This window comes from Bradyrhizobium sp. WD16 (assembly GCF_024181725.1).
In the GTDB taxonomy this organism is placed as follows: domain Bacteria; phylum Pseudomonadota; class Alphaproteobacteria; order Rhizobiales; family Xanthobacteraceae; genus Bradyrhizobium_A.
Genome location: NZ_CP028908.1, coordinates 1,638,791 through 1,658,501, shown reverse-complemented (window position 1 = coordinate 1,658,501; position 19,711 = coordinate 1,638,791). Strand labels below are relative to the sequence as shown.

18 protein-coding genes are annotated in these 19,711 nt (G+C 64.4%); 7 read left to right on the top strand and 11 right to left on the bottom strand.

The window, feature by feature from the left end:
* Positions 1–44 precede the first annotated feature (44 nt).
* The 3 genes from DB459_RS07645 to DB459_RS07635 all read left to right on the top strand — a co-directional run bounded on the left by DB459_RS07645 (position 45) and on the right by DB459_RS07635 (position 1,989).
* Positions 45–398 (top strand): protocatechuate 4,5-dioxygenase subunit alpha, encoded by a 354-nt coding sequence (locus tag DB459_RS07645; protein ID WP_253712289.1) that lies wholly within the window; start codon positions 45–47, stop codon positions 396–398.
* A 5-nt stretch (positions 399–403) separates the two neighbouring features.
* Positions 404–1,243, top strand: coding sequence for a class III extradiol dioxygenase family protein (locus tag DB459_RS07640; protein ID WP_253712288.1), 840 nt, complete (start codon positions 404–406; stop codon positions 1,241–1,243).
* Between the two features lie 257 nt (positions 1,244–1,500).
* A complete protein-coding gene (locus DB459_RS07635; protein ID WP_253712287.1) occupies positions 1,501–1,989 on the top strand; it encodes a CDP-archaeol synthase in 489 nt (162 codons plus the stop codon).
* Between the two features lie 122 nt (positions 1,990–2,111).
* On the opposite strand, the gene DB459_RS07630 is transcribed toward DB459_RS07635, so the two are convergent.
* The 4 genes from DB459_RS07630 to DB459_RS07615 all read right to left on the bottom strand — a co-directional run bounded on the left by DB459_RS07630 (position 2,112) and on the right by DB459_RS07615 (position 6,077).
* A complete protein-coding gene (locus DB459_RS07630) occupies positions 2,112–3,047 on the bottom strand; it encodes a metallophosphoesterase (protein ID WP_253712286.1) in 936 nt (311 codons plus the stop codon).
* A 498-nt stretch (positions 3,048–3,545) separates the two neighbouring features.
* Positions 3,546–4,517, bottom strand: a complete 972-nt coding sequence (locus DB459_RS07625) for a 1-phosphofructokinase family hexose kinase (protein WP_253712285.1) — start codon at positions 4,515–4,517, stop codon at positions 3,546–3,548.
* 73 nt (positions 4,518–4,590) lie between these two features.
* Positions 4,591–5,937: a GH1 family beta-glucosidase gene (locus tag DB459_RS07620; RefSeq protein ID WP_253712284.1), complete on the bottom strand. Its 1,347-nt coding sequence runs from the start codon at positions 5,935–5,937 to the stop codon at positions 4,591–4,593.
* Complete coding sequence (locus DB459_RS07615) at positions 5,934–6,077, bottom strand: hypothetical protein (protein WP_253712283.1); 144 nt, start codon at positions 6,075–6,077, stop codon at positions 5,934–5,936. Before DB459_RS07615 ends, DB459_RS07620 begins: the two co-directional genes overlap by 4 nt.
* Before the next feature lie 22 nt (positions 6,078–6,099).
* Between DB459_RS07615 and DB459_RS07610 the strand changes: the two genes are divergently transcribed.
* Complete coding sequence (locus tag DB459_RS07610) at positions 6,100–7,515, top strand: agarase (RefSeq protein ID WP_253712282.1); 1,416 nt, start codon at positions 6,100–6,102, stop codon at positions 7,513–7,515.
* Positions 7,516–7,530: 15 nt separating this feature from the next.
* Here DB459_RS07610 and ppsA read toward each other — a convergent pair whose 3' ends face one another.
* Entirely contained in the window at positions 7,531–9,975 is a 2,445-nt protein-coding gene (gene ppsA, locus DB459_RS07605; RefSeq protein ID WP_253712281.1) for a phosphoenolpyruvate synthase, read from the bottom strand.
* Between the two features lie 155 nt (positions 9,976–10,130).
* On the opposite strand from ppsA, the gene greA reads away from it, so the two are divergent.
* On the top strand, positions 10,131–10,589 hold the full coding sequence (greA, locus tag DB459_RS07600) for a transcription elongation factor GreA (protein ID WP_253712280.1): 459 nt from the start codon (positions 10,131–10,133) through the stop codon (positions 10,587–10,589).
* 146 nt (positions 10,590–10,735) lie between these two features.
* On the opposite strand, the gene DB459_RS27345 is transcribed toward greA, so the two are convergent.
* Positions 10,736–10,858 carry a hypothetical protein gene (locus DB459_RS27345; RefSeq protein WP_256519312.1) on the bottom strand — a complete coding sequence of 41 codons (123 nt, stop codon included), beginning with the start codon at positions 10,856–10,858 and terminating at the stop codon, positions 10,736–10,738.
* Positions 10,859–11,032: 174 nt separating this feature from the next.
* Here DB459_RS27345 and DB459_RS07595 point away from each other — a divergent pair, with 174 nt between their 5' ends.
* Positions 11,033–12,934, top strand: coding sequence for a PAS domain S-box protein (locus DB459_RS07595; RefSeq protein WP_253712279.1), 1,902 nt, complete (start codon positions 11,033–11,035; stop codon positions 12,932–12,934).
* A 26-nt stretch (positions 12,935–12,960) separates the two neighbouring features.
* Here the strand turns inward: DB459_RS07595 and DB459_RS07590 are convergent, their stop codons facing one another.
* Positions 12,961–13,341 (bottom strand): hypothetical protein, encoded by a 381-nt coding sequence (locus tag DB459_RS07590; protein WP_253712278.1) that lies wholly within the window; start codon positions 13,339–13,341, stop codon positions 12,961–12,963.
* A gap of 419 nt (positions 13,342–13,760) precedes the next feature.
* Between DB459_RS07590 and DB459_RS07585 the strand changes: the two genes are divergently transcribed.
* On the top strand, positions 13,761–15,041 hold the full coding sequence (locus DB459_RS07585; RefSeq protein ID WP_253712277.1) for a GGDEF domain-containing protein: 1,281 nt from the start codon (positions 13,761–13,763) through the stop codon (positions 15,039–15,041).
* 136 nt (positions 15,042–15,177) lie between these two features.
* Here the strand turns inward: DB459_RS07585 and DB459_RS07580 are convergent, their stop codons facing one another.
* From DB459_RS07580 to DB459_RS07565, 4 genes are all read right to left on the bottom strand, one after another.
* A complete protein-coding gene (locus tag DB459_RS07580) occupies positions 15,178–15,468 on the bottom strand; it encodes a hypothetical protein (RefSeq protein ID WP_253712276.1) in 291 nt (96 codons plus the stop codon).
* Positions 15,469–15,760: 292 nt separating this feature from the next.
* The gene (locus tag DB459_RS07575; RefSeq protein WP_253712275.1) at positions 15,761–15,973 is read right to left on the bottom strand and encodes a hypothetical protein; all 213 of its coding nucleotides are present in this window, start codon (positions 15,971–15,973) and stop codon (positions 15,761–15,763) included.
* A 339-nt stretch (positions 15,974–16,312) separates the two neighbouring features.
* Positions 16,313–16,636, bottom strand: a complete 324-nt coding sequence (locus DB459_RS07570; protein WP_253712274.1) for a DUF3240 family protein — start codon at positions 16,634–16,636, stop codon at positions 16,313–16,315.
* On the bottom strand, positions 16,633–19,710 hold the full coding sequence (locus DB459_RS07565) for an efflux RND transporter permease subunit (RefSeq protein ID WP_253712273.1): 3,078 nt from the start codon (positions 19,708–19,710) through the stop codon (positions 16,633–16,635). Before DB459_RS07565 ends, DB459_RS07570 begins: the two co-directional genes overlap by 4 nt.
* Between the last annotated feature and the right edge of the window lies 1 nt (position 19,711).

Here is a 19,711-nt window from a genome sequence, read left to right as displayed (position 1 = left end):
TCCAGAACAAAACTGCCGGTCGGTGGCCACAGAGGAAACCGAAGATGAGCCCAGCCAAGAACCGGCAGCCGGTGCCGGGGACCACCATTTTCGACAGCGTCCAGGCCCGAAAGGGCTATGCGCTCAACAAGATGTGCTACTCCTTCAACGACGCGGCCAACCGCAAGGCCTTCGTCGCCGATGAGGATGCCTACTGCGCCAAATACGGGCTCAATGCCGAACAGCGCGATGCAATCCGCAACCGCAACGTGCTTCAGCTGATCGCCGCCGGCGGCAACGCCTACTACCTCGCCAAATTCGCCGGCATCTTCGGCCTCGACATGCAGGACATCGGCGCCCAGCAGACCGGCATGAGCAAGGACGCGTTCAAGGCCAAGCTCGTCGCGGCGGGGAGGTAAGCACCATGGCTGAGATCGTCGGCGTCATCACCACGTCCCATGTGCCCGCCATCGGCGGCGCCATCGCCAAGGGACTGCAGCACGACCCCTATTGGGCTCCCTTCTTCGACGGCTTCCCGCCGATCCGGCAGTGGCTGGCGCAGAAGAAGCCGGATATCGTCGTCATGGTCTACAACGACCACGGGCTGAATTTCTTCCTCGACAAGATGCCGACCTTCGCCGTCGGCGCGGCGCCGGAGTACCGCAACGCCGACGAGGGCTGGGGCATTCCGCAGACGCCGCCCTTTGCCGGCGATCCCGAATTCTCCTGGCACCTGATCGAATCCGTGGTGGACGAGGATTTCGATCTCGTCTCCTGCCAGGAGATGGTGGTCGATCACGCTTTCACCCTGCCGATGGCGCTGTGCTGGCCGGAGATGAAATGGCCGGTGCGCACCGTGCCGGTGGTGATCAACACCGTGCAGGGGCCGTTGCCCTCGGCCAAGCGCTGCTTCAAGCTCGGCCAGGCGCTGGGTCGCGCCATCCGGTCGTGGCCTGGCAAGGAGCATGTCGTGGTGATGGGCACCGGCGGCCTGTCCCATCAGCTCGACGGCGAGCGCGCCGGTTTCATCAACAAGGATTTCGATCTGAAATTCATGGACAGCATGATCGAGGACCCGGCCTGGGCCACCCAGTATTCGACCACCGAGCTGGTGGAATTGTCCGGCACCCAGGGCGTCGAACTCCTGAACTGGCTCGCGGCGCGCGCCACGCTGCCCGACAAGGTGCGCAAGGCCCACGCCAACTACCACATCCCGATCTCCAACACCGCGTCGGGCCTGATGCTGCTCGAGCCGGCGGTGTGAGGTCGGACCGGCGACTGTCTTTTCTGGCCGACGCAGCTTCGTCACAGTCTGTCGTCATTGCCCGCGAACGCGGGCGATCCAGTACGCTGTGTCGCTTGCGGTATGCACAACGGCCGGCCGTTCTGCCCAATCTAACCGTCACGGAGTACTGGGTCCCCCGCTTGGAGCGGGGGACGACGCAGAATGCGGGGCGAGCGCGTCGTGCGCGCGCCGAAATGCGTCTCGAACTTTTCTAAACATCCTTTAGTCTGGCAGCCATGTCATGGCTGCCGATTCTGAAACTCCTGATCCTCCTCACCGTCGCCAACGGCACGCCCGTGGCGGCGAAGAAGATCTTCGGCGATCGCTTTGCCTGGCCGCTCGACGGCGGCCTGGTGCTGCCCGACGGCCGGCCGCTGTTTGGTCGCTCGAAGACGCTGCGCGGCATCGTCGCCGCGCTCGGCGTCACCACCCTCGCTGCGCCGCTGCTCGGTCTTGACGCCGAGATCGGCGGGCTCGTTGCAATCGCCGCCATGGCCGGCGACCTCCTCTCCAGCTTCATCAAGCGCCGCTTCGGGCTAGCACCGAGCAGCCAGGCCGTGGGGCTGGACCAGATTCCGGAATCGCTGTTTGCCTTTCTCGCCTGCCGCTCGGAGCTGGCGCTCGGCTACGGCGACATCCTCGCCGGCACGGTCGCGTTCCTGCTCGGCGAATTGATTCTCTCGCGCGTGCTCTACATGCTGCGCCTCCGCGACGAGCCCTATTGAGGCTTGGTGATCACCGTTCACGTCCATGGGGTCGCCGGAGCTTCTTAGCGAAGGCGGGCGGGCGCGGGCATGACGATGGAGCGGCGGGCGACGTTCTTCAGGTCGAGCTCAAATCATGCCGCTCACCTTCGATGCAGGTGATGCAGCGTGATCTCCGGCGGGCAGTTGAAGCGCACTGCGACGACACTCGAGCCGGCGCCGACCGAGGTATAGCCGGCCATCTCGTGATACTCCCAGGCGCCGGCGCCGAGCTGCCGCGGCAGCACCGAGTCGAGCGTCAGGGGGATGGATCCGGGCAGGCAGATCTGGCCGCCATGGGTATGGCCGCTGAGCAGCAGGTCGAAGCCGGCATGGGCCGCCTGGCGGTAGATCTCAGGGGTGTGGGACAACAGGATGGCAAAGGCGCCATCGGGCATCTCGGCGCCGGCCTTCTCGATATTGTCGACGCGATAGAAATGCGCGTCGTCGATGCCGGCAAGATAGATCTGATCCTCGCCGCGCCGGATCATGACGGATTCGTTCTGCAGCATGCGGATGCCCATGCTCTCGAGTCCGGGCAGCATGCGGATGGTGTCGTGGTTGCCAAGCACGGCGTAGACCGGTTCGCGCAGCTGGGCCTTGATCCGCGCCATCCCCCGCAGGGTCTCGTCATAAGGTCCGAAGGTCTTGCCGCGATAGTCGCCGGTAAGCACGCAGATATCGTAAGGCAGATCAGCCACCATCTCCGTCAGCCGGCGCATGGCGCGCTCGTTCATGTCGACATGGGTATCGCTGATCTGCAGCAGCGTGAAGCCGTCGAAGCTCGCCGGCAGATTGGCGCGGGTGACGTGGTTGTGGCGGAGCACGAGGCGCTCGGCGTTTTTGCGGCCGCGCCAGTAGAGCCCCGTCAGGCGCAATACGTTGCGGATGACCGAGTGGACGGAATACCAGTTCTCGATGTGAAAGAAGTTGAGCCCCTGGCCGAAGATCTGCGCCTCGTGATCGGTCTCGATCCCGAGGCGCTGGCGGGCATGGAGCCGTCCAAGGCGCTGCTCTAATGGCTGGAGTTCCTTCTCCATCGCACGGAGTCTTTCTGCCGGCCGCAGCCGCGCCCGTCGTCCTCGTTCAAATCCCTAGTGTCCTGTCTCCGAATGACCGCTCCGTTTGCCTGATGCTCGCACGGTCATTCGGAGACATAAGGACACTAGCAAAATCAAAGTGCTAGTGTGGCTTATGTCTCGCAATTGCCTAAGAGAGGCTTGCCGTGAAGGCGGTAGGCAATTGCGAGACGCCACACTAGTGTCCTGTCTCCGAATGACCGCTCCATTTGCCTGATGCTCGCACGGTCATTCGGAGACATAAGGACACTAGCAAAATCAAAGTGCTAGTGTGGCTTATGTCTCGCAATTGCCTAAGAGAGGCTTGCCGTGAAGGCGGTAGGCAATTGCGAGACGCCACACTAGTGTCCTGTCTCCGAATGACCGCTCCATCTGCCGCACGGTCGGACCTTCATTCGGAGGCATTTCGGCGGGCGTGTTTGCGAATGTTGGAATCGAAGGACCATATGCGAATGGTGGTCAGTCATGACGGTGGTTGCCGGCCGGCACGATGACGACCTCGGAGGCGAGGCGATGGACGTCCTCGGCGCGGCACAGTTCGGTGCCCGGATTGAGCAATGCCGCGGAGCCGCCGGCGACGCCGTAGCGCAGCGCGCGCGAGAGGCTGTCGTCAGTCATCAGACTCCAGATCATCGCGGCGAGGAAGCTGTCGCCGGCGCCGGAGACGCTCTTGGGCTCGATCGGCAGCCCCTTGGCGCGCAGCGCGATGTCGCGCGTGATCAGCAGTGCCCCCGCCGGTCCCATCGACAGGGCGATGATCTCGATGTGGTAGCGCTCGATCAGGTGGCGGCCGGCGCCGATCAGGGCGGCTTCGTCGGCGGAAGCCGTGCCCGCCAGCGTCTGGTATTCGCCGAGATTGGGTTTGATGAGATAGGCCCCGTGCTCCAGCGCCGGCTTGAGCAGGGGGCCGGCGGTATCGATGATCGCCCTGCTGCCCATCTCCTTTGCTGCGAGGACGACCCGGCCGAAGAAATCCTCCGGCACACCGGGGGGCAGGCTGCCGCTGGCGACCACGAAGCGCGGCGGCGGCGATAGCGCGCCGATCAGCTTCAGGCAGGTCTGCCATTCCATCTCCGCGAGCGGTTCGCCTGGAAAGACGAAGCGATACTGCTGGCGGGACATCTCGTCGAACACGGTGATGTCCTGCCGCGTCTCATGCGTCGTCGGGATGACGACGCTGCGCAGACCCTCGCGCTCGATCAGACTCGAAAGCAGCTGCCCGGTCCCGCCTCCGGCCGGGTAGATGGTCGCGGCGTCGATGCCGAGCCGCTTGAGCACGCGCGCGACGTTGATGCCGCCGCCGCCTGGATCGCGGTGCTCCGGCGAGCAGCGCATCTTGGTGAAGGGCACGATCTTCTTGACCGTGGTCGAGACGTCGACCGCAGGATTGATCGTCAGGGTCGCGATCGGAGCGAGGGCAGCGTCAGCCACGGCCAGTTTGCTCCATCCCGGGTTGCTCCATCGTCGGATGCGGGCAGGTCATCGTCATCATTCGTCGTCATCGTCAGGCGTGCCGGGTCGCCGTGATCAGGTTCTTGTACCAGTGGAACGACGATTTCGGAATTCGCCGCAGTGTCGCGTAGTCCACATAAGTGATGCCGAAGCGGTGACTGTAGCCGAAATCCCATTCGAAATTGTCGAGCAGCGACCAGACGAAGTAGCCGCGGATGTCGGCGCCCTGTGCGGCCGCGGCAGCCATCGACGCGGTGTAATCGGCAAGAAAGCGGATTCTCTCGGGATCGTCGACAGCGCCGCTCGCATCGGGCCGGTCGTGGGCGCCGTAGCCGTTTTCCGTCACGTAGATCGGCAGGCCGTAGCGCTCGTGGGCGGCGACCAGCACCTCGCGAAAGGCATCGGGCTCGATCGGCCAGTCGATCGGCGTCAACGGCGTGCCCGGCGGCTTGTCGCCGAAGTCGTAGCCCAGCATGGTGCCGGGATTCGCTTTCACATAGACCGGGCTGTAGTGGTTGAGGCCGAACCAGTCCAGCGGCCGGCAGATCCGCGCAAGATCGCCCGCCAGGAGATGCGGCTCGATGCCGGGGCGCAGCAGCGGCGGATATTCGCCGCGGTATTGCGGCTCGGGAAAAGCGTCGTTCCAGTAGACGTCGAGACGGGCCGCCGCCGCGGCATCGGCCTCTTCGCTGCTGGACGGCCGGCACGGCTGGCGGCTGTGAATGCTGCCGATCGAGGCGCCCTTCACCGTGGCGCGCAGCACGTCGACGGCGGCGCCATGGGCGAGATTGACGTGGTGGATGGTGCGGTGGAATTTGTCCTCGGCGGTCTTGTCACGGCCGATCGCGCGGCTGAACAAGGTGAAGATCGACGGCTCGTTGAAGGTGGCGAAACGCTTGACGCGGTCGCCGAAGCGCCGCGCGGCGATGCGAGCATAGTCGGCGAACCACTCGACCGATTCGCGGTTGAGCCAGCCGCCGCGCTCTTCCAGCGCCTGGGGCAGATCCCAGTGGTAAAGACACAGCCAGGGTTCGATGCCGGCGGCGAGCAGCCCGTCGATCAGGCGGTCATAGAAGGCGAGGCCGCGTTCATTGATCTCGCCCTGGCCGGTCGGCAGGATGCGCGGCCAGGCCACCGAGAAGCGGTAGGCCTGGATCCCGAGCTGCTTCATCAGGGCGATGTCTTCGCCATAGCGATGGTAGTGATCGCAGGCGACGTCACCGGTGTCGTGATTCTGGATCTCGCCGCTCTGGCCATAGATGTCCCAGATGGAGAGGCCGCGGCCATCTTCCCTGGTTGCGCCCTCGATCTGGAAGCTGGAGGTCGAAACGCCCCAGATGAAGTCCGGGCGCAGGCTGGCCAGGGAGAGATGTTCAGCCGTCTCAATCCGATTGTTCATGTTCCGCTGACCGCGATGATGACCTGCTGACAGAATCCGGCGACCAGGTGATCTCCCGTGCCGGTCATTTTTCCTGGTCGTCCGGAGACGACGAATGTAGTCGAGCCGAAGGCGCGGCAGATGATCTTGAGATAAATCAACCGTTTCGCACAAGGTGGTGCGATGATTTACCGTCTTGAGGCGGGAGCAACCCGATTGCGACGGACGAAATGGGGCGGGATCGCCGACGAACGCTTCGCGGCCAGCGGATTTTTCCGGGTTGGTCAGCACGAGGGCGTGTTCTGGCTGGTCGATCCCGAGGGCGGCCGCTTCCTGTCCAAGGGCGTCAATACGGTCCGTTTCGACCAGGACGAGATCGGCGGCAGCGGGCGGCGGCCCTATGCCGAAGCCTGCGCGAGGAAATACGGCAGCAAGCAGGCCTGGCGGGCCGCAGCGGCGGATCGGCTGCGGGGCTGGAACTTCAATACCCTGGGCTGCTGGTCGGACGAACTGGTGGCGGGTGCCGGCGCCTCGCCGCTCGCCACGGCGCCGATCGCCGAGCTCGGCGCTTCCTTCCATTTCCACCGCAGGGAGCAGGTCTTCCCCGACGTCTTCGATCCCGACTTCGGCGCACATATCCGTGACTGCGCCCGCCGGCGCTGCACGCTGCGGCGCAATGATCCGTCGCTGCTCGGCTATTTCATCGACAATGAATTGTATTGGTCGCCGGACTGGCGCGGCGCCGAAGAACTGCTGACGCTCTTCCTCAATCTGCCGCCGCGGCGGCCTGGCCGCATCGCTGCCATCGCCATGCTGCAGGAGCATTATCGCGATTTCTCGCAGTTCAACACGGTCTGGCAGTTGCCGGCCAATTCCTGGGAGGAGCTTGGCCGAATGCATGGCGTCGAGCCGCCCTTCTTCCGGATGCCGCCGGGCGGCTTGAACGACATCCTCGAGAACAAGTGCAACCTGGACAATCCACGGCGCGCGGCATTCTCCGCCGATTGCGACGCCTTTCTTGCCGTCGTCGCCGATCTTTATTTCGAGCAATGCGTCGCGGCGATCAAGGCAGCCGATCCCAATCACCTCGTGATCGGTTCGCGCTTCGGCTACCAGCCGCAGCCCAGCGTCATCGCCGCGGCCGGCCGCTATCTCGATGTGATTTCGCTCAACTGCTACGAATTCGATCCGAGCGGCATCATCGATGCCTATGCCATCAGCGGCAAGCCGTGCCTGATCTCGGAATTCGCCTTCCGCGGCGACGATGCCGGCCTGCCCAACAGCCGCGGCGGCGGACCGCGCGTCGTCAACCAGGTCGACCGGGCCCGTTGCTTCGAGGATTACGTTCAGGCAGCTTTGAGCAAGCCGGGCGTGGTCGGCTATCACTGGTTCGAGCATGCCGACGAGCCGGCCGAGGGGCGTTTCGACGGCGAAGACTCCAATTTCGGCGTGGTGACCATCGACGACGAGATTTATGCCGAACTCACCGCAACCATGACCCGGGTCAATGCCGCGGCGGAGCGCCTCCATGCCAATTCGGCCGCGCTGCAGGCTGCCGAGGATCTGGCGCGGGCCGAGGATTTGGCCAAAGCGACTTGACCAGGGCCGCCGTTGTCAGGCCGCCGTCTCCGCAATGATCTTCGAAGTCTCTGTACCCATCTGCTCGGCCTCGGCCACCGCCGTCATGGTGCGGAACACGCTGGCCGGATTGACGCTGATCGAATTGATGCCGAGCCGCGTCAGGTAGCGCGCGATCTGTGGGTCATTGGCCGGGGCTTCGCCGCAGATCCCGACGTGGCGGTGGTTGCGCCTGGCGCCGGTGACCGCCAGCCTGAACATCTCCAGCATGCCCGGATCGGACTCGTCGAAGTCGAAGGCGACGATATCGGAATCGCGATCCACCCCGAGGGTGAGCTGGGTCAGGTCGTTGGAGCCGATCGAGAAGCCATCGAAGATCTCGGCGAAGGCATCGATCTGGATGACGTTGTTGGGAATTTCGCACATCACGTAAATCTCGAGGCCGCCTTCGCCGCGCCTGAGGCCATGCTCCGCCATGGTGGCGATGACGCGCCGTCCCTCCGCGACGGTGCGGCAGAACGGCACCATGATGCGAAGGTTGGTAAAGCCCATCTCTTCGCGCACCCGGCGCAGAGCGGCGCATTCCAGCGCGAACCCCTTCGCATAGGCGGGATGGCTGTAGCGGCTGGCGCCGCGGAAGCCGAGCATCGGGTTCTCTTCCTTCGGCTCGAAGTCGTCGCCGCCGATCAAGCTGGCGTATTCATTGGTCTTGAAGTCGGACAGCCGCACGATCACCGGCTTGGGAAAGAAAGCGCCGGCGATGGTCCCGACCCCTTCGGACAGCTCCCGGATGAAGAAATCGGCGCCGGTCTTGTACCCGGCTGTGAGCCGGGCAATGGCCGCCTTCGCCTTGGCGGAAGCGACCTTCTTCGGATCGACCAGCGCCATGGGATGCACGCCGATGTGCTCGCTGATGATGAATTCCATGCGGGCGAGGCCGACACCGGCCTGGGGCTGCATGGCGGTGCGAAACGCCATTTCAGGCGTGCCGAGATTGACCATGATCTCGGTGCGCGGCTGCTTGAACGCGCTGGTTGGAATGCGCGTGACCTCAAAATCGACCTTGCCCCGATAGACATTGCCGACATCGCCTTCGGCGCAGGAGATCGTGACCTGCGTGCCGGTCTTGAGCTTCGTGGTGGCGCCGGTGGCGCCGACCACCGCGGGAATGCCGAGCTCGCGGGCGACGATGGCGGCATGACAGGTACGACCGCCCTTGTCGGTGATGATGCCGGCGGCGATTTTCATCACCGGCTCCCAGTCGGGGCTGGTTGCCGGCGCCACCAGGATCTCACCCGGCCTGAAGGCGGACAGATCCCGGCGGGACGCGATGCGGCGAACCTTGCCGGTGGCGATCTTCTCGCCCACGGCCCGGCCGCTCACCAGCACCGGGGCGCGACCCTTGAGCCCGTAGGTCTCATAGACCTCCGCGCTGCGCCGCGACGCCACCGTCTCGGGACGTGCCTGGATGATGTAGATCTTGCCGTCCTTGCCGTCCTTGGCCCATTCGATGTCCATCGGCGTCGGCGTGCCGGCCTCGCGCGAATAATGCGCCTCGATCCGGATCGCCGCGTCGGCGAGGCCGAGGACCTCGTCGTCGGAGACGCAGTATCGGGTCTGGTCGGGTCTGGCGACGGCGCGCGTCAGCGTCGCGCGGCTGCCGCCGCCCTTGCCGTAGATCATGCGGATCTGCTTGCGGCCGAGACGGCGCCGCATCACGCAGCGAAAGCCGTCGGTGAAGGTCGGCTTGTGGACGTAGAATTCGTCGGGATCGACCTTGCCCTGGACGATGGTCTCGCCGAGACCATAGGCACCGGTGACGAAGACGACGTCGCGAAAGCCGGATTCGGTGTCGAGAGTGAAGGTGACGCCGCTCGCAGCGAGGTCGGCCCGCACCATCTTCATCACGCCCACCGACAGCGCGACCTTGAAATGATCGAAGCCGTTGTCGATGCGGTAGGAGATGGCGCGATCGGTGAAGATCGAGGCAAAGCAGCGGCGGCAGGCCTCGAACAGGGCCTTCGCGCCGCGCACGTTGAGATAGCTCTCGTGCTGGCCGGCGAAGCTCGCGGTCGGCAGATCCTCCGCGGTGGCCGAACTGCGCACCGCCACCGCGACGCCGCGCCCGGCCTCCTGCTCGAGACGCCGATAGGCCGCTGCGATCGATTCGCGCAGCTCGGTCGTGTCCATCGCCGCATGGACGAGCACGCGCGCCCTGGCGGCGCGTGCCGCCAGCTGCTTGATGTTGCGCTTGTCGAGGCCGTCGAGGAGTTCGTGCAATTCGTCGGCGATGCCGGCTCTCGCCAGCATGTCGCGATAGGCATCCGCGGTCACGGCAAAGCCATTGGGAACGGCGATGCCTTCCCTGGACAGCACCGAATAGAGTTCGCCGAGCGAGGCGTTCTTGCCGCCGACAAGGCCGACATCGTGCAGGCCGATCTCGAGAAAGGACCGGATGTAGTTGATCTTGGAACTGGTCATGGCGCCATCAGACCAGCGCTTGGCGCGGCGGTATTGAGACAGGTCAAACCCGGGGCGGTCGAGCGCGAAGCCCGCTCCGCCGGGTCGCTCATGTTGCAGTGCACGGCTGGCGGAATGTCCTGGCGGGACCGATTTCCCGTCCCCATCTGTTCGGCATGAGCAGAGCCTTCGTCAAAGAACAGGAATTCACCGACGATCTGCCGGACCGGCCGATCTCGCCCCATCCCAATGACGTCACGCCCGAGGGCCTCGCCCAGATCGAGGCCGAAGTGGCGAAATGGCGCGAGGCTCACAGCGCCTGTGTCGCCGCCGATGACCGCGAGGGCGTGGCGCGCACCGCGCGCGAACTGCGCTACTGGAGCGCGCGGCAGGCGACGGCCCATGTCGTGCCGCCCCCGACCGACAGCAGCCAGGTTCGTTTCGGCAGCACCGTAACCATCCGCCGCGACGATGGCCGCGAGCAGAATTTCCGCATCGTCGGCGAAGACGAGGCCGATCCGGCGCGCGGCACCGTCTCTCATGTCTCGCCGCTGGCGCGGGCGCTGTTCGGCAGGGAGGTCGGCGAGATTGTGAAGGTCGGCGCCGGCGAGGCCGAGATCATCGCGATCAGGTAATCGGCTCCTTCCGCGGCTCCATCATCCCGAGGTGCGAAGCGCGGCCGAGCCGCGCGCCTCGGCGTGACGCCGAGTGAGAGCGGTCGAATTTGCGGCGGCAGATTTCTTTGATCGCGCGAGGTGCAAGGCGGCCCTCTAAGGATGCCTCATCGATCCCCGCCGCCGTGCCGCCGTCGACCGACGATCGCTCCGGTGAGCATCAGGCCGGCGGTGAGGCCGGCGAGTTCGAGGGCATCGGTGCGGATCGCGGCGCCGCTCAACCCCAACACATTTCTGGCCAGCGTCGACAGCGCGTAGTCGGCCCGAAGCGGCGGCGAGGCGCGGTTGAGACGGGCGGCGCCGGCACCCTGGTGCCGCGACAGCCCGTGCTGTTGATTTGCGTCAACACAACCAGCGGTCGTCGGCGAATAGATCTATCGACTGGCCGAAGATGAGGTCCGGCGATGCCACGAACCGTCAAGATCCCACCGCAATTTGCCGACGTCTTCGCCAGAGCCGAAGAGCATTTCAACCGGTTTTTCCAAGACCAGCGGTACGATCCGACCCAGGGCACGATCGAGATCGCGGACGAGCGCTACATCCTCGTGCGCGGTGCGGCGATGTCGGTCGAATTCTTCGACGTCGTCAAGCGCCTGTTCTCCCATTCGGAGCATGAGGCCACCGACATCGCCAGCCAGGTGCTGTTCGACATCGCCCATGCGCTCGGCAAGGCCGACGCCAACCATTTCCACCGGGCGATGGGCTTGACCGAACCGATCAGCAAGCTGTCGGCCGGCCCCGTGTTCTTTTCCCACACCGGCTGGGCCTTCGTCGACATTTCGGACCAATCGAATCCCGTGCCTGACGAGAATTACTATCTTATCTACGATCATCCCCGGTCGTTCGAGGCCGAGGCCTGGATCGCCGCCGGCAGGCACAGCGAGTTCCCGGTCTGCCTGATGAATGCGGGTTATTCCTCCGGCTGGTGCGAGGAGAGTTTCGGCCTGCCTCTGGTTGCGAGGGAAGTGAGCTGCCGGGCCAGGGGCGATGAGGCATGCCGTTTCATCATGGCGCCACCCTCCCGGATCGAGGCTCATGTGGCGCGCCATCTCGGGCGCGAAGCGAGAGCGCTCGGACGGATCTCGGCGGCGGATATCGGCCGGTCCTTCAATCGCGACTGGGCCAGGGAGGAACTGCTCGAGAAGACCCTGCACAACAGCGAGCGCGACTATCGCGGCCTGTTCATAGCCTCGCCCGACGCCATCTTCGAATGGGACCAGAACGGCATCGTCCAGGCGGTCAACCCGTCCGCGGCCACGCTCCTCGGATATGACCGTCCCGAGGAATTGATCGGTCGGAGCTGGATGGATTTCGTCATTGCCGAAGATCGCCAGGCCTGTATCGACGATCTGCGCGAACTGGAAAAAGCTGGCGGCGTGTCCGGCAACGAGTTCGGGATGCAGCGGAAGGACGGCAGTCAGTTCGTCGTGCAGGGCCGGGTGTCCGTGACGCTGGAGAGTGGGGGACAGTCTAGGTCCATCGCTGTGGCGCGCGACCTCACCGAACGCAAGCGCCGCGAGGCGGAGATCGAACGTCTCAATGCCGATCTGGAACAGCGGGTAAGGGATCGCACTGCCGAACTGGAGGCGGTCAACAGGGATCTGGAGACCTTCGCCTATTCCGTTTCCCACGATCTGCGGGCGCCGCTGCGGACGATCGACGGCTTTTCCCGCATCCTGCTCGAGGAGTACAGCGGGAAGCTCGATGCCGAAGGGATACGGCTGCTCAATATCGTCAGCGACGGCGCCAAGCGGATGGACCTGCTCGTCCAGGACATTCTCTCATTCTCGCGCATTCAGCGGCAGGATATGACTGCCGTCGAGATCGACATGGGAGAGCTGGTGCATTCCGTGCTCCATGATTTAGAGTCGGCGATGGCCGGGCGCAACGTAAAGGTCGAGGTTGGGCCGCTGCCGAAGGTGCGCGGCGACGCCGCCATGATCCGGCGCGTCTGGACCAATCTCCTCGATAACGCCATCAAATACACCGCGCCCAAGGAGCGTGCGGTCATCGAGATCGGCGGCAGGATCGAGGCCGCGGACGCCATCTATGTCGTCAAGGACAACGGTGTCGGCTTCGACATGAAACATGCCGACCAGCTGTTCGGCGTGTTTCATCGCCTGCATGGCGCCGAATTCGCCGGCACCGGTATCGGGCTCGCCATCGCCAAGCGCGTCATCACTCGGCACGGTGGACGGATCTGGGCCGAGGCGAAGGTGAACGAAGGCGCGACGTTTACCTTCGCCCTGCCGGCGCTCGATGGCGGGTCGCCGCACGCAACCATGGATCGAATGATGCGGCAATAGGGCGCTGCCCGCACCTCCGCCGATACTCAATGATCGGATCTATCGGCGCGAAGGCGGTCGGGAACGCGGCAACTGACGACGTGCTGAGCGGCAGCCCTGCCACAGACCTGCTGGCGCAATTTCTCCAGGGTGTTCTTGAGTTCGATGAGGTCGGACAGCAGCTCTCTATCCCGCGCGGGGTCGAGGCCATCTTCGCTCAGCTGCTCGACGATGAGCTTTTGCCTCGCAATGCGCGCCCCGCAGCAGTCGATTCTCGGCCCTGGCACATCGCGTTTGTTCGGATAGGGCGTGACCCGGTCGTCGTCGCCGATCGTCAACCGATACAGGGCTTGACGGGCCGTCGCCTTGTCCTGGTGCCCCGGCGTGCAAGGACGATCCGCAACGACGTTACGGCGATACCGCTGCATAGCCTACCCCTGTTTGCGAAAAGCTCGCGGGAAAATCTGAAAAATGATCGTCAGAAATCCGCCGACTTGTCTACAACGTCTAGGTGTTCATTGGAAATATATAACGTTCCACAGGTGGAACGCGTCGCTTGGCCAAAAGTCGTATGGCGCGGACGAATTGGCACTAGCAAGCGGTGAGGCGAAGCTCATCCCTGATCAGCACTTCTTGACGCGAGGGCCTGCGGCTGTGGGAAAGCAGGCATGAAAGACAACTCGAGATTGTGCTTTGATGCGGGCCATGCGCCGGTGAGATGCGGTAGTTGCTACAATTTTAGCAACCGTCCTCAGTCTTCCTTGGGGCTGCGTCTGGCATCTGGCGGCAGCTCATTTCAACGAAGCCGGACAACCGGCTGATGCATCGTGGCGCAGGTTGACTTGCGATGAACGGACCAGGTTTCAACGTCACCATGGCCCTGATCGGGCCGAGCATTCTCGCCGTCTTCGCCATCGTTTTCGTCTGCGCCTGGCTGATTGAGAAGACGCGCCACTATCTGCTTCTGCTTGCGCTTGCCGGCCTCCTGTTTGGCCTGGCGGCCGTGTCGCAGATCCTGGCCATGCCGGGCGACACCTATTCCAATGCCGTGGTTTCCGGCCTGCTCTACACGTCCGCGGTGGTCAGCGCCGCGGAGGGCATCCTGCAGCGCTCGCAACGATCTCTGGGACTGCGGGCGGACATGGCGGCGATCGCCATCGTGACGGCGCTGCTCTGGTATTACGCCTATGTCGCCCCCTCGCTTCTTGCCCGCGTCTACATCCAGAATTTCGGCTATGGCACGATCCTCCTGGTGGCGGCGCTGCGGCTCGTTCCGGTCTCCGCCGCTCGCGTGTCGGACCGCGTCCTGTTCTGGGTCCTGCTCGTCTTTGCGCTGCACTTTTTCCCGAGAACGGTTTTGACGATCGGCGCCCATGCGCCCGGCGACGCGAAGGCGTTCGGCGCCTCGTCCTTCTGGCAGGTCCTGCAGCTGTCTCTTGCCGTACTCGGCGCGGCGCTGGCCTTTGCCATCCTCGCGGCTACGGTCGTCGATATTATCGACGATCTGCGACGAGAGCGTGATCTCGATCCGCTGACCGGCGTTCTCAACCGGCGAGGCTTCGAGGAAAGGGCGAGGCCGCTGTTTGCGCGACGGTCGGCATCGCCGCTCGCATTGGTGCTGTGCGACCTCGATCATTTCAAGTCGATCAACGACAGCTACGGACACGGCGCCGGGGACGAGGTCCTCAAGGAATTCGGCGCGATCCTTGGTGAGGCGATACGTGGCAGCGATCTTGCCGGCCGGCTTGGCGGTGAGGAGTTCGCCATCCTGATGCCCGGCACGACGCTGGAAGAGGCCGCCCGATTTGCCGAGCGCATTCGCTCCGCTCTCGAACGACGGGCGTTTGCGGCGGTGCCGGCGTCCCGTCCTGTTACCGCCAGCTTCGGCATTGCTGACGGCGAGCGGGACGAGCCGCTGCACGATACCTACGAGCGAGCGGACCGGCGGCTCTATCTGGCCAAATTACATGGCCGGAACCGCATCGCCGCCAGCGATGGGCCGGACACAGCCGTTTCCCTGTCGCCGGCGGACGCGGTCAACGAGGCTGGATCGCCATGCCGCCGGTCTGAAGCGCTGTCGTCGGCCCCTTCCGGCTCGCCGCGATGCCAGGCGGGGCATCTGGCGTGATCGGGTCCTGGTCCCGATCAACTGCGATATTCCCTTGCGCCGACGACAGTTCGAGGTCTGCGTATCGAGGGAGCCAGTGCCAGTTCTTTGCCGATCATGCCTGCGCAGCGACGCCTCCGGCGCGGCGCCACACCGCTCAGGACGATCCCTGCGGGACGTCGGCGGCGAGATTTGTGAACCGAAAGCGGACGTCGGTGCTGGCGAGGGTACCGCGATCCATGGTCAGGATGGCGATATCGACGACGTTGAGCGGCACGGCCTCGTCATAGAAGTACTTGAGGTGCCAGACCGGACCAAGATCTGGACTGACGACAAAGGCATCGTCCTGCAGTACTCTCGTGACCAGTCGGACGACGTCGCGGTTGTTGGGTAGCGCGTGGACCAGGGCGTCAAACAGCACGGCGAGCGACAGGCCATCGGTCACCATGACGCGTGCAGTGTCTGGGCCATGGACCTCGCGCAAGCTATGAAAAATGGCGTTGGCAACGTCTGCCGTGCAAAATTCCTGCGTCATCTCAAAATGTCGTGTCCTTTGCGCGGGGCGGGAACAGCATGCAACGCGACAAACTGGCATTGGTTCCATCAGCTGGAACTGTGCCGGGACAGCGCTCGTTCAGTGTGGTCGGGATCTCAAGGAGGACGTCGCCGACTTTTCGTCCTCGCGGCGATGGAGCCGGACTCTCCACGAGACGCCTGGCGATGTGGCGCCGGCCCTGCGCTTACAGCGCCGCAGCGGGAATGCGCGAAGACGTCCGCTCGGTCACAAGGCGATAGCCGGCGCGCGTGAGCGCCTCGAGGACGACGTTTGCCAATTCCGCGCATATCTCAGCAGGGATGTCAGGCACGGCATTCGTCGCCGAGTCTGTTCCAGCCTGGAATTGCAAGCCGCCGAAGAGTGCGTTCGCGATCACATCTTGTGGTCGTATTGTCATCGCGTTCCCCGTTTTTCCGGAGCTCCGCATTCAGGCCATCTCGGAAGGTTGATAGGGGCAAGTCCGAGCCTCGTCGCTGTTTACCGCGGCTTCCCGACAACCGGAAGCTTCAAAAAATTGCAGCTTCACATTTTCGTATGCAACTCGAGGGGCCGCCCAGGCTCATGAGGCGAATTGCGTCCCATAGCCTGAGGCTATATCGGTTGAAGGCCCTCCAGTGTCCCGGTTCTAACGTTCGTATTCCCTTGCAGCAGGCGCTTCTACGAACGTTGGAAACAAAGGGACACTGGTATCCGCGGTCGCGGCCCCGACAACGGCTGCTCGTCCGGCCGACCGGCTTCAGCGCTTCCGCTCGTCAAGCCGACCATAGGCAATCACCGGCATCATCCAGTAGACGAGTCGCGTGCCGGCGAAGGAGGTCCTCAGCCGCTCGAGCAGCCGCGAGGCGCTGTCCTGCGGCAGGACGAGGCGGACCAGAATTTCGTCGGCGTGACCCTTGACCCGTTCGGCCGTCGTCTCAAGGTGCACATCGACGCCGTGTCCGGCTGCCTCGGAGGCCGTGAAGCCGGACACGAGGTCGCTCTGTTCGCTGAGAAAATCGAACAGATCATCGCGCAGCGATCGTGCCGCGATCAGGGTGAGGCAGACCGGCGCAGCGCTCATTTCGCCTCCTTGGCGGCACCGCCGAACCGGCGATAAAGGATCGGCAGCAGGATCAGCGTCAGGGCGGTCGACGAAATGAGGCCGCCGATGACGACGATGGCGAGAGGCCGCTGGATCTCGGAACCGGGGCCGGTCGCATACAGCACCGGGATGAGCCCGAGCGCGGTGATGCTGGCCGTCATCAGCACGGGTCGGAGCCTGCGATTCGCGCCGTCGACGACGATCCGTTCCTCGGGCACGCCATGGGCCCGAAGCTGATTGAAATACGACACCAGGACGACGCCGTTCAGAACCGCGATGCCGAGCAGTGCGATGAAACCGACGGACGCCGGAACGGAAAGATACTCTCCCGTGATCAGCAGGGCGAAAACGCCACCGATCAGCGCGAACGGAATGTTGACCAGCACCATGAGTGCCTGGCGGATCGAGCCGAAGGTGGTGAACAGCAGCACGAAGATGAGCCCGACGGCGATCGGCACCACCACCGCCAGCCGGGCTGCGGCGCGCTGCTGGTTCTCGAACTGGCCGCCCCAGGTCAGCCGATAGCCCTGCGGCAGCGGCAGCTCCGCCGCGACCTTCTGCTGGGCCGCTTCGACGAAGCCGACCATGTCGCGGCCGCGCACATTCGTCCGGACGACGCTCATGCGATTGCCGTTCTCGCGGTCGATCTTGACCGGGCCGTCGATCCTCTGAATGCGGGCGACCTGCGACAGTGCGACGTGAGCTCCCGACGGCAGCGTCACCGGCAGGTTCGCCAGCAGCGTCGGCGCCTCCCGCGTCCTTTCGCTGCCACGAATCAGGATCGGCGTACGACGTCCATCCTCGAGAGCCGTGCCGATCGTGCGCCCTTCGATCTGGGTCCGCAGCCAGGTGGAGATCGCGTCGACGCTCAATCCGAGACGCCCGGCCTCCATCCGGTTCACCGCCACCGTGTAATATTGCGCGCCTTCGTTGATCGTGGTGTAGACGTCCTCGGCGCCGTCGATCCCGGACAGAATGCCGGAGAGCTTGCTCGCGATCTCGTTCAGTTTGCCGATGTCCGGCCCGAAGATCTTGACGGCGACGTCGCCGCGAACGCCGCTGATCATCTCCTGCACGCGCATGTCGATCGGCTGCGTGAAGCTCAGCGACAGCCCGGGAAAGTCGGCCAGCACGGCGCGAAGTGACTGGATCAAGGCGGCCTGGTCGGTCGTTTTTCTCTCCTCGGCCGGTTTCAGGACCAGAAACGTATCGGTCTGATTGGGTCCCATGGGGTCGAGGCCGAGCTCGTCGGAGCCGGTGCGTGCCACGATCCCCGCCACGTCGGGCGCCTTTGCGATGATGGCGGATTGCAGCCTCGTATTCATTGCGATCATGGTGTCGAGGTTGATCGACGGCAGCGCTTCCACGCTGATGATCGTGTCGCCCTCGTCCATGGTCGGCATGAATGTCTTGCCGAGCTGGGTGTAGCCCCAGCCGGCGGCGGCGAGGCCGGCGAGGGCAACGATGATCACCTTGCGCTCGTTCCTCAGCGCCCAGTCCAGGGCGGGCGCGTAGAGGCGCAACGCCATGCGAATCAGCCACGGGTCGCCGTGGGAGGCGGTCTTGAGAAGAAACGAGGTCGCAACCGGGAGCACGGTGAGGGCCAGGAGCAGCGAGGCGGACAGCGCGAAGATGATCGCCAGCGCGACCGGGATGAACAGCTTGCCCTCGAGTCCCTGAAGCGTGAGCAGCGGCACGAACACGAGAATGATGATGAGAACGCCCGAGGCGACGGGCTGCAGCACCTCGCACACCGAGCGGAAGATCACATGGACGAGCGGAGCCGATTTTTCGTGTCCCGCCTTGCCGAGGTTGCCGACGATGTTTTCGACGACGACCACCAGTGCGTCGATCAGCATGCCGATGGCGATCGCCAGTCCCCCGAGGCTCATCAGGTTCGCCGACATGCCGACGAGGCGCATCACGATGAGGGCGATCATGATGGCAAGCGGCAGGCTCAGCGCGATGACCAGGGAGGCCCGCCAGTTGCCGAGGAACAGGAGCAGGAGGACGACGACGATGGCGGTCGCCTCGCCCAGCGCCCGAACCACCGTCCCGACGGCGCGACCGACCAGTCGGCTGCGGTCGTAGAAGACGTTGATGGTGACGCTCTTGGGCAGCGAGGGTTTCAGTTCCTCCAGGCGCCGCTGAACATCCTTCACGAGCTGGCCGGCATTGGCGCCGCGCAGCCCGAGCACGAGTCCTTCGACCGTCTCCCCTCGGCCATTGGCCGTCACGGCGCCGTAGCGCGTCAGCGCGCCGACCTCGACACGGGCGACATCCTTCACCCGGATTGGAACGCCGTCCTTGGTATCGACGACGATCGCCTTGATGTCGTCGACGGATTGAATGCTGCCCTGAATGCGAACGAGAGCGCTGTCCTCGCCCTGATTGACCCGACCGGCGCCGTCATTGCGGCTGTTCGCCTCGAGGGCTTTTCGGAAGGCGTCGTAGGAAATGCCGCGTGCCGCGAGCGCATCGGTCATCGGCACGATCTCGAAGGCCCGGACATAGCCGCCGAGCGAATTGACGTCGGCGACGCCGGGGACGGTTCTGAGCGCGGGCCGGATCACCCAGTCGAGCAGGCTGCGCCGCTCGGCGAGCGACAGCTCCGGGCTGTCGATGGTGAACATGAACATCTCGCCAAGCGGGCTCGTGATCGGAGCCAGCCCGCCGGTGACGCCTTCGGGCAGGTCGCGGGAGATGTTCGACAATCGTTCGGTAACCTGGTTGCGTGCCCAGTAGATGTCGGTGCCGTCCTCGAAATCGACGGTGATGTCCGCGAGCGCGTATTTGGTCGTCGAACGCAGGATCTTCTTGTTGGGCAGTCCAAGCAGCTCGAGTTCGATCGGGACGGTGATGCGCTGCTCGACCTCCTCCGGGGTCAGGCCCGGCGCCTTCATGATCACCTTGACCTGGACCGGCGAAACGTCGGGAAAGGCGTCGATCGGCAGGCTCGGCAGGAGAACCAGGCCGGCTCCGATCAGCAGCAGCACGCCGAGGGCGACGAACAGCCGCTGTGAAAGCGCAAATGCGACGAGACGCTGAAGCATC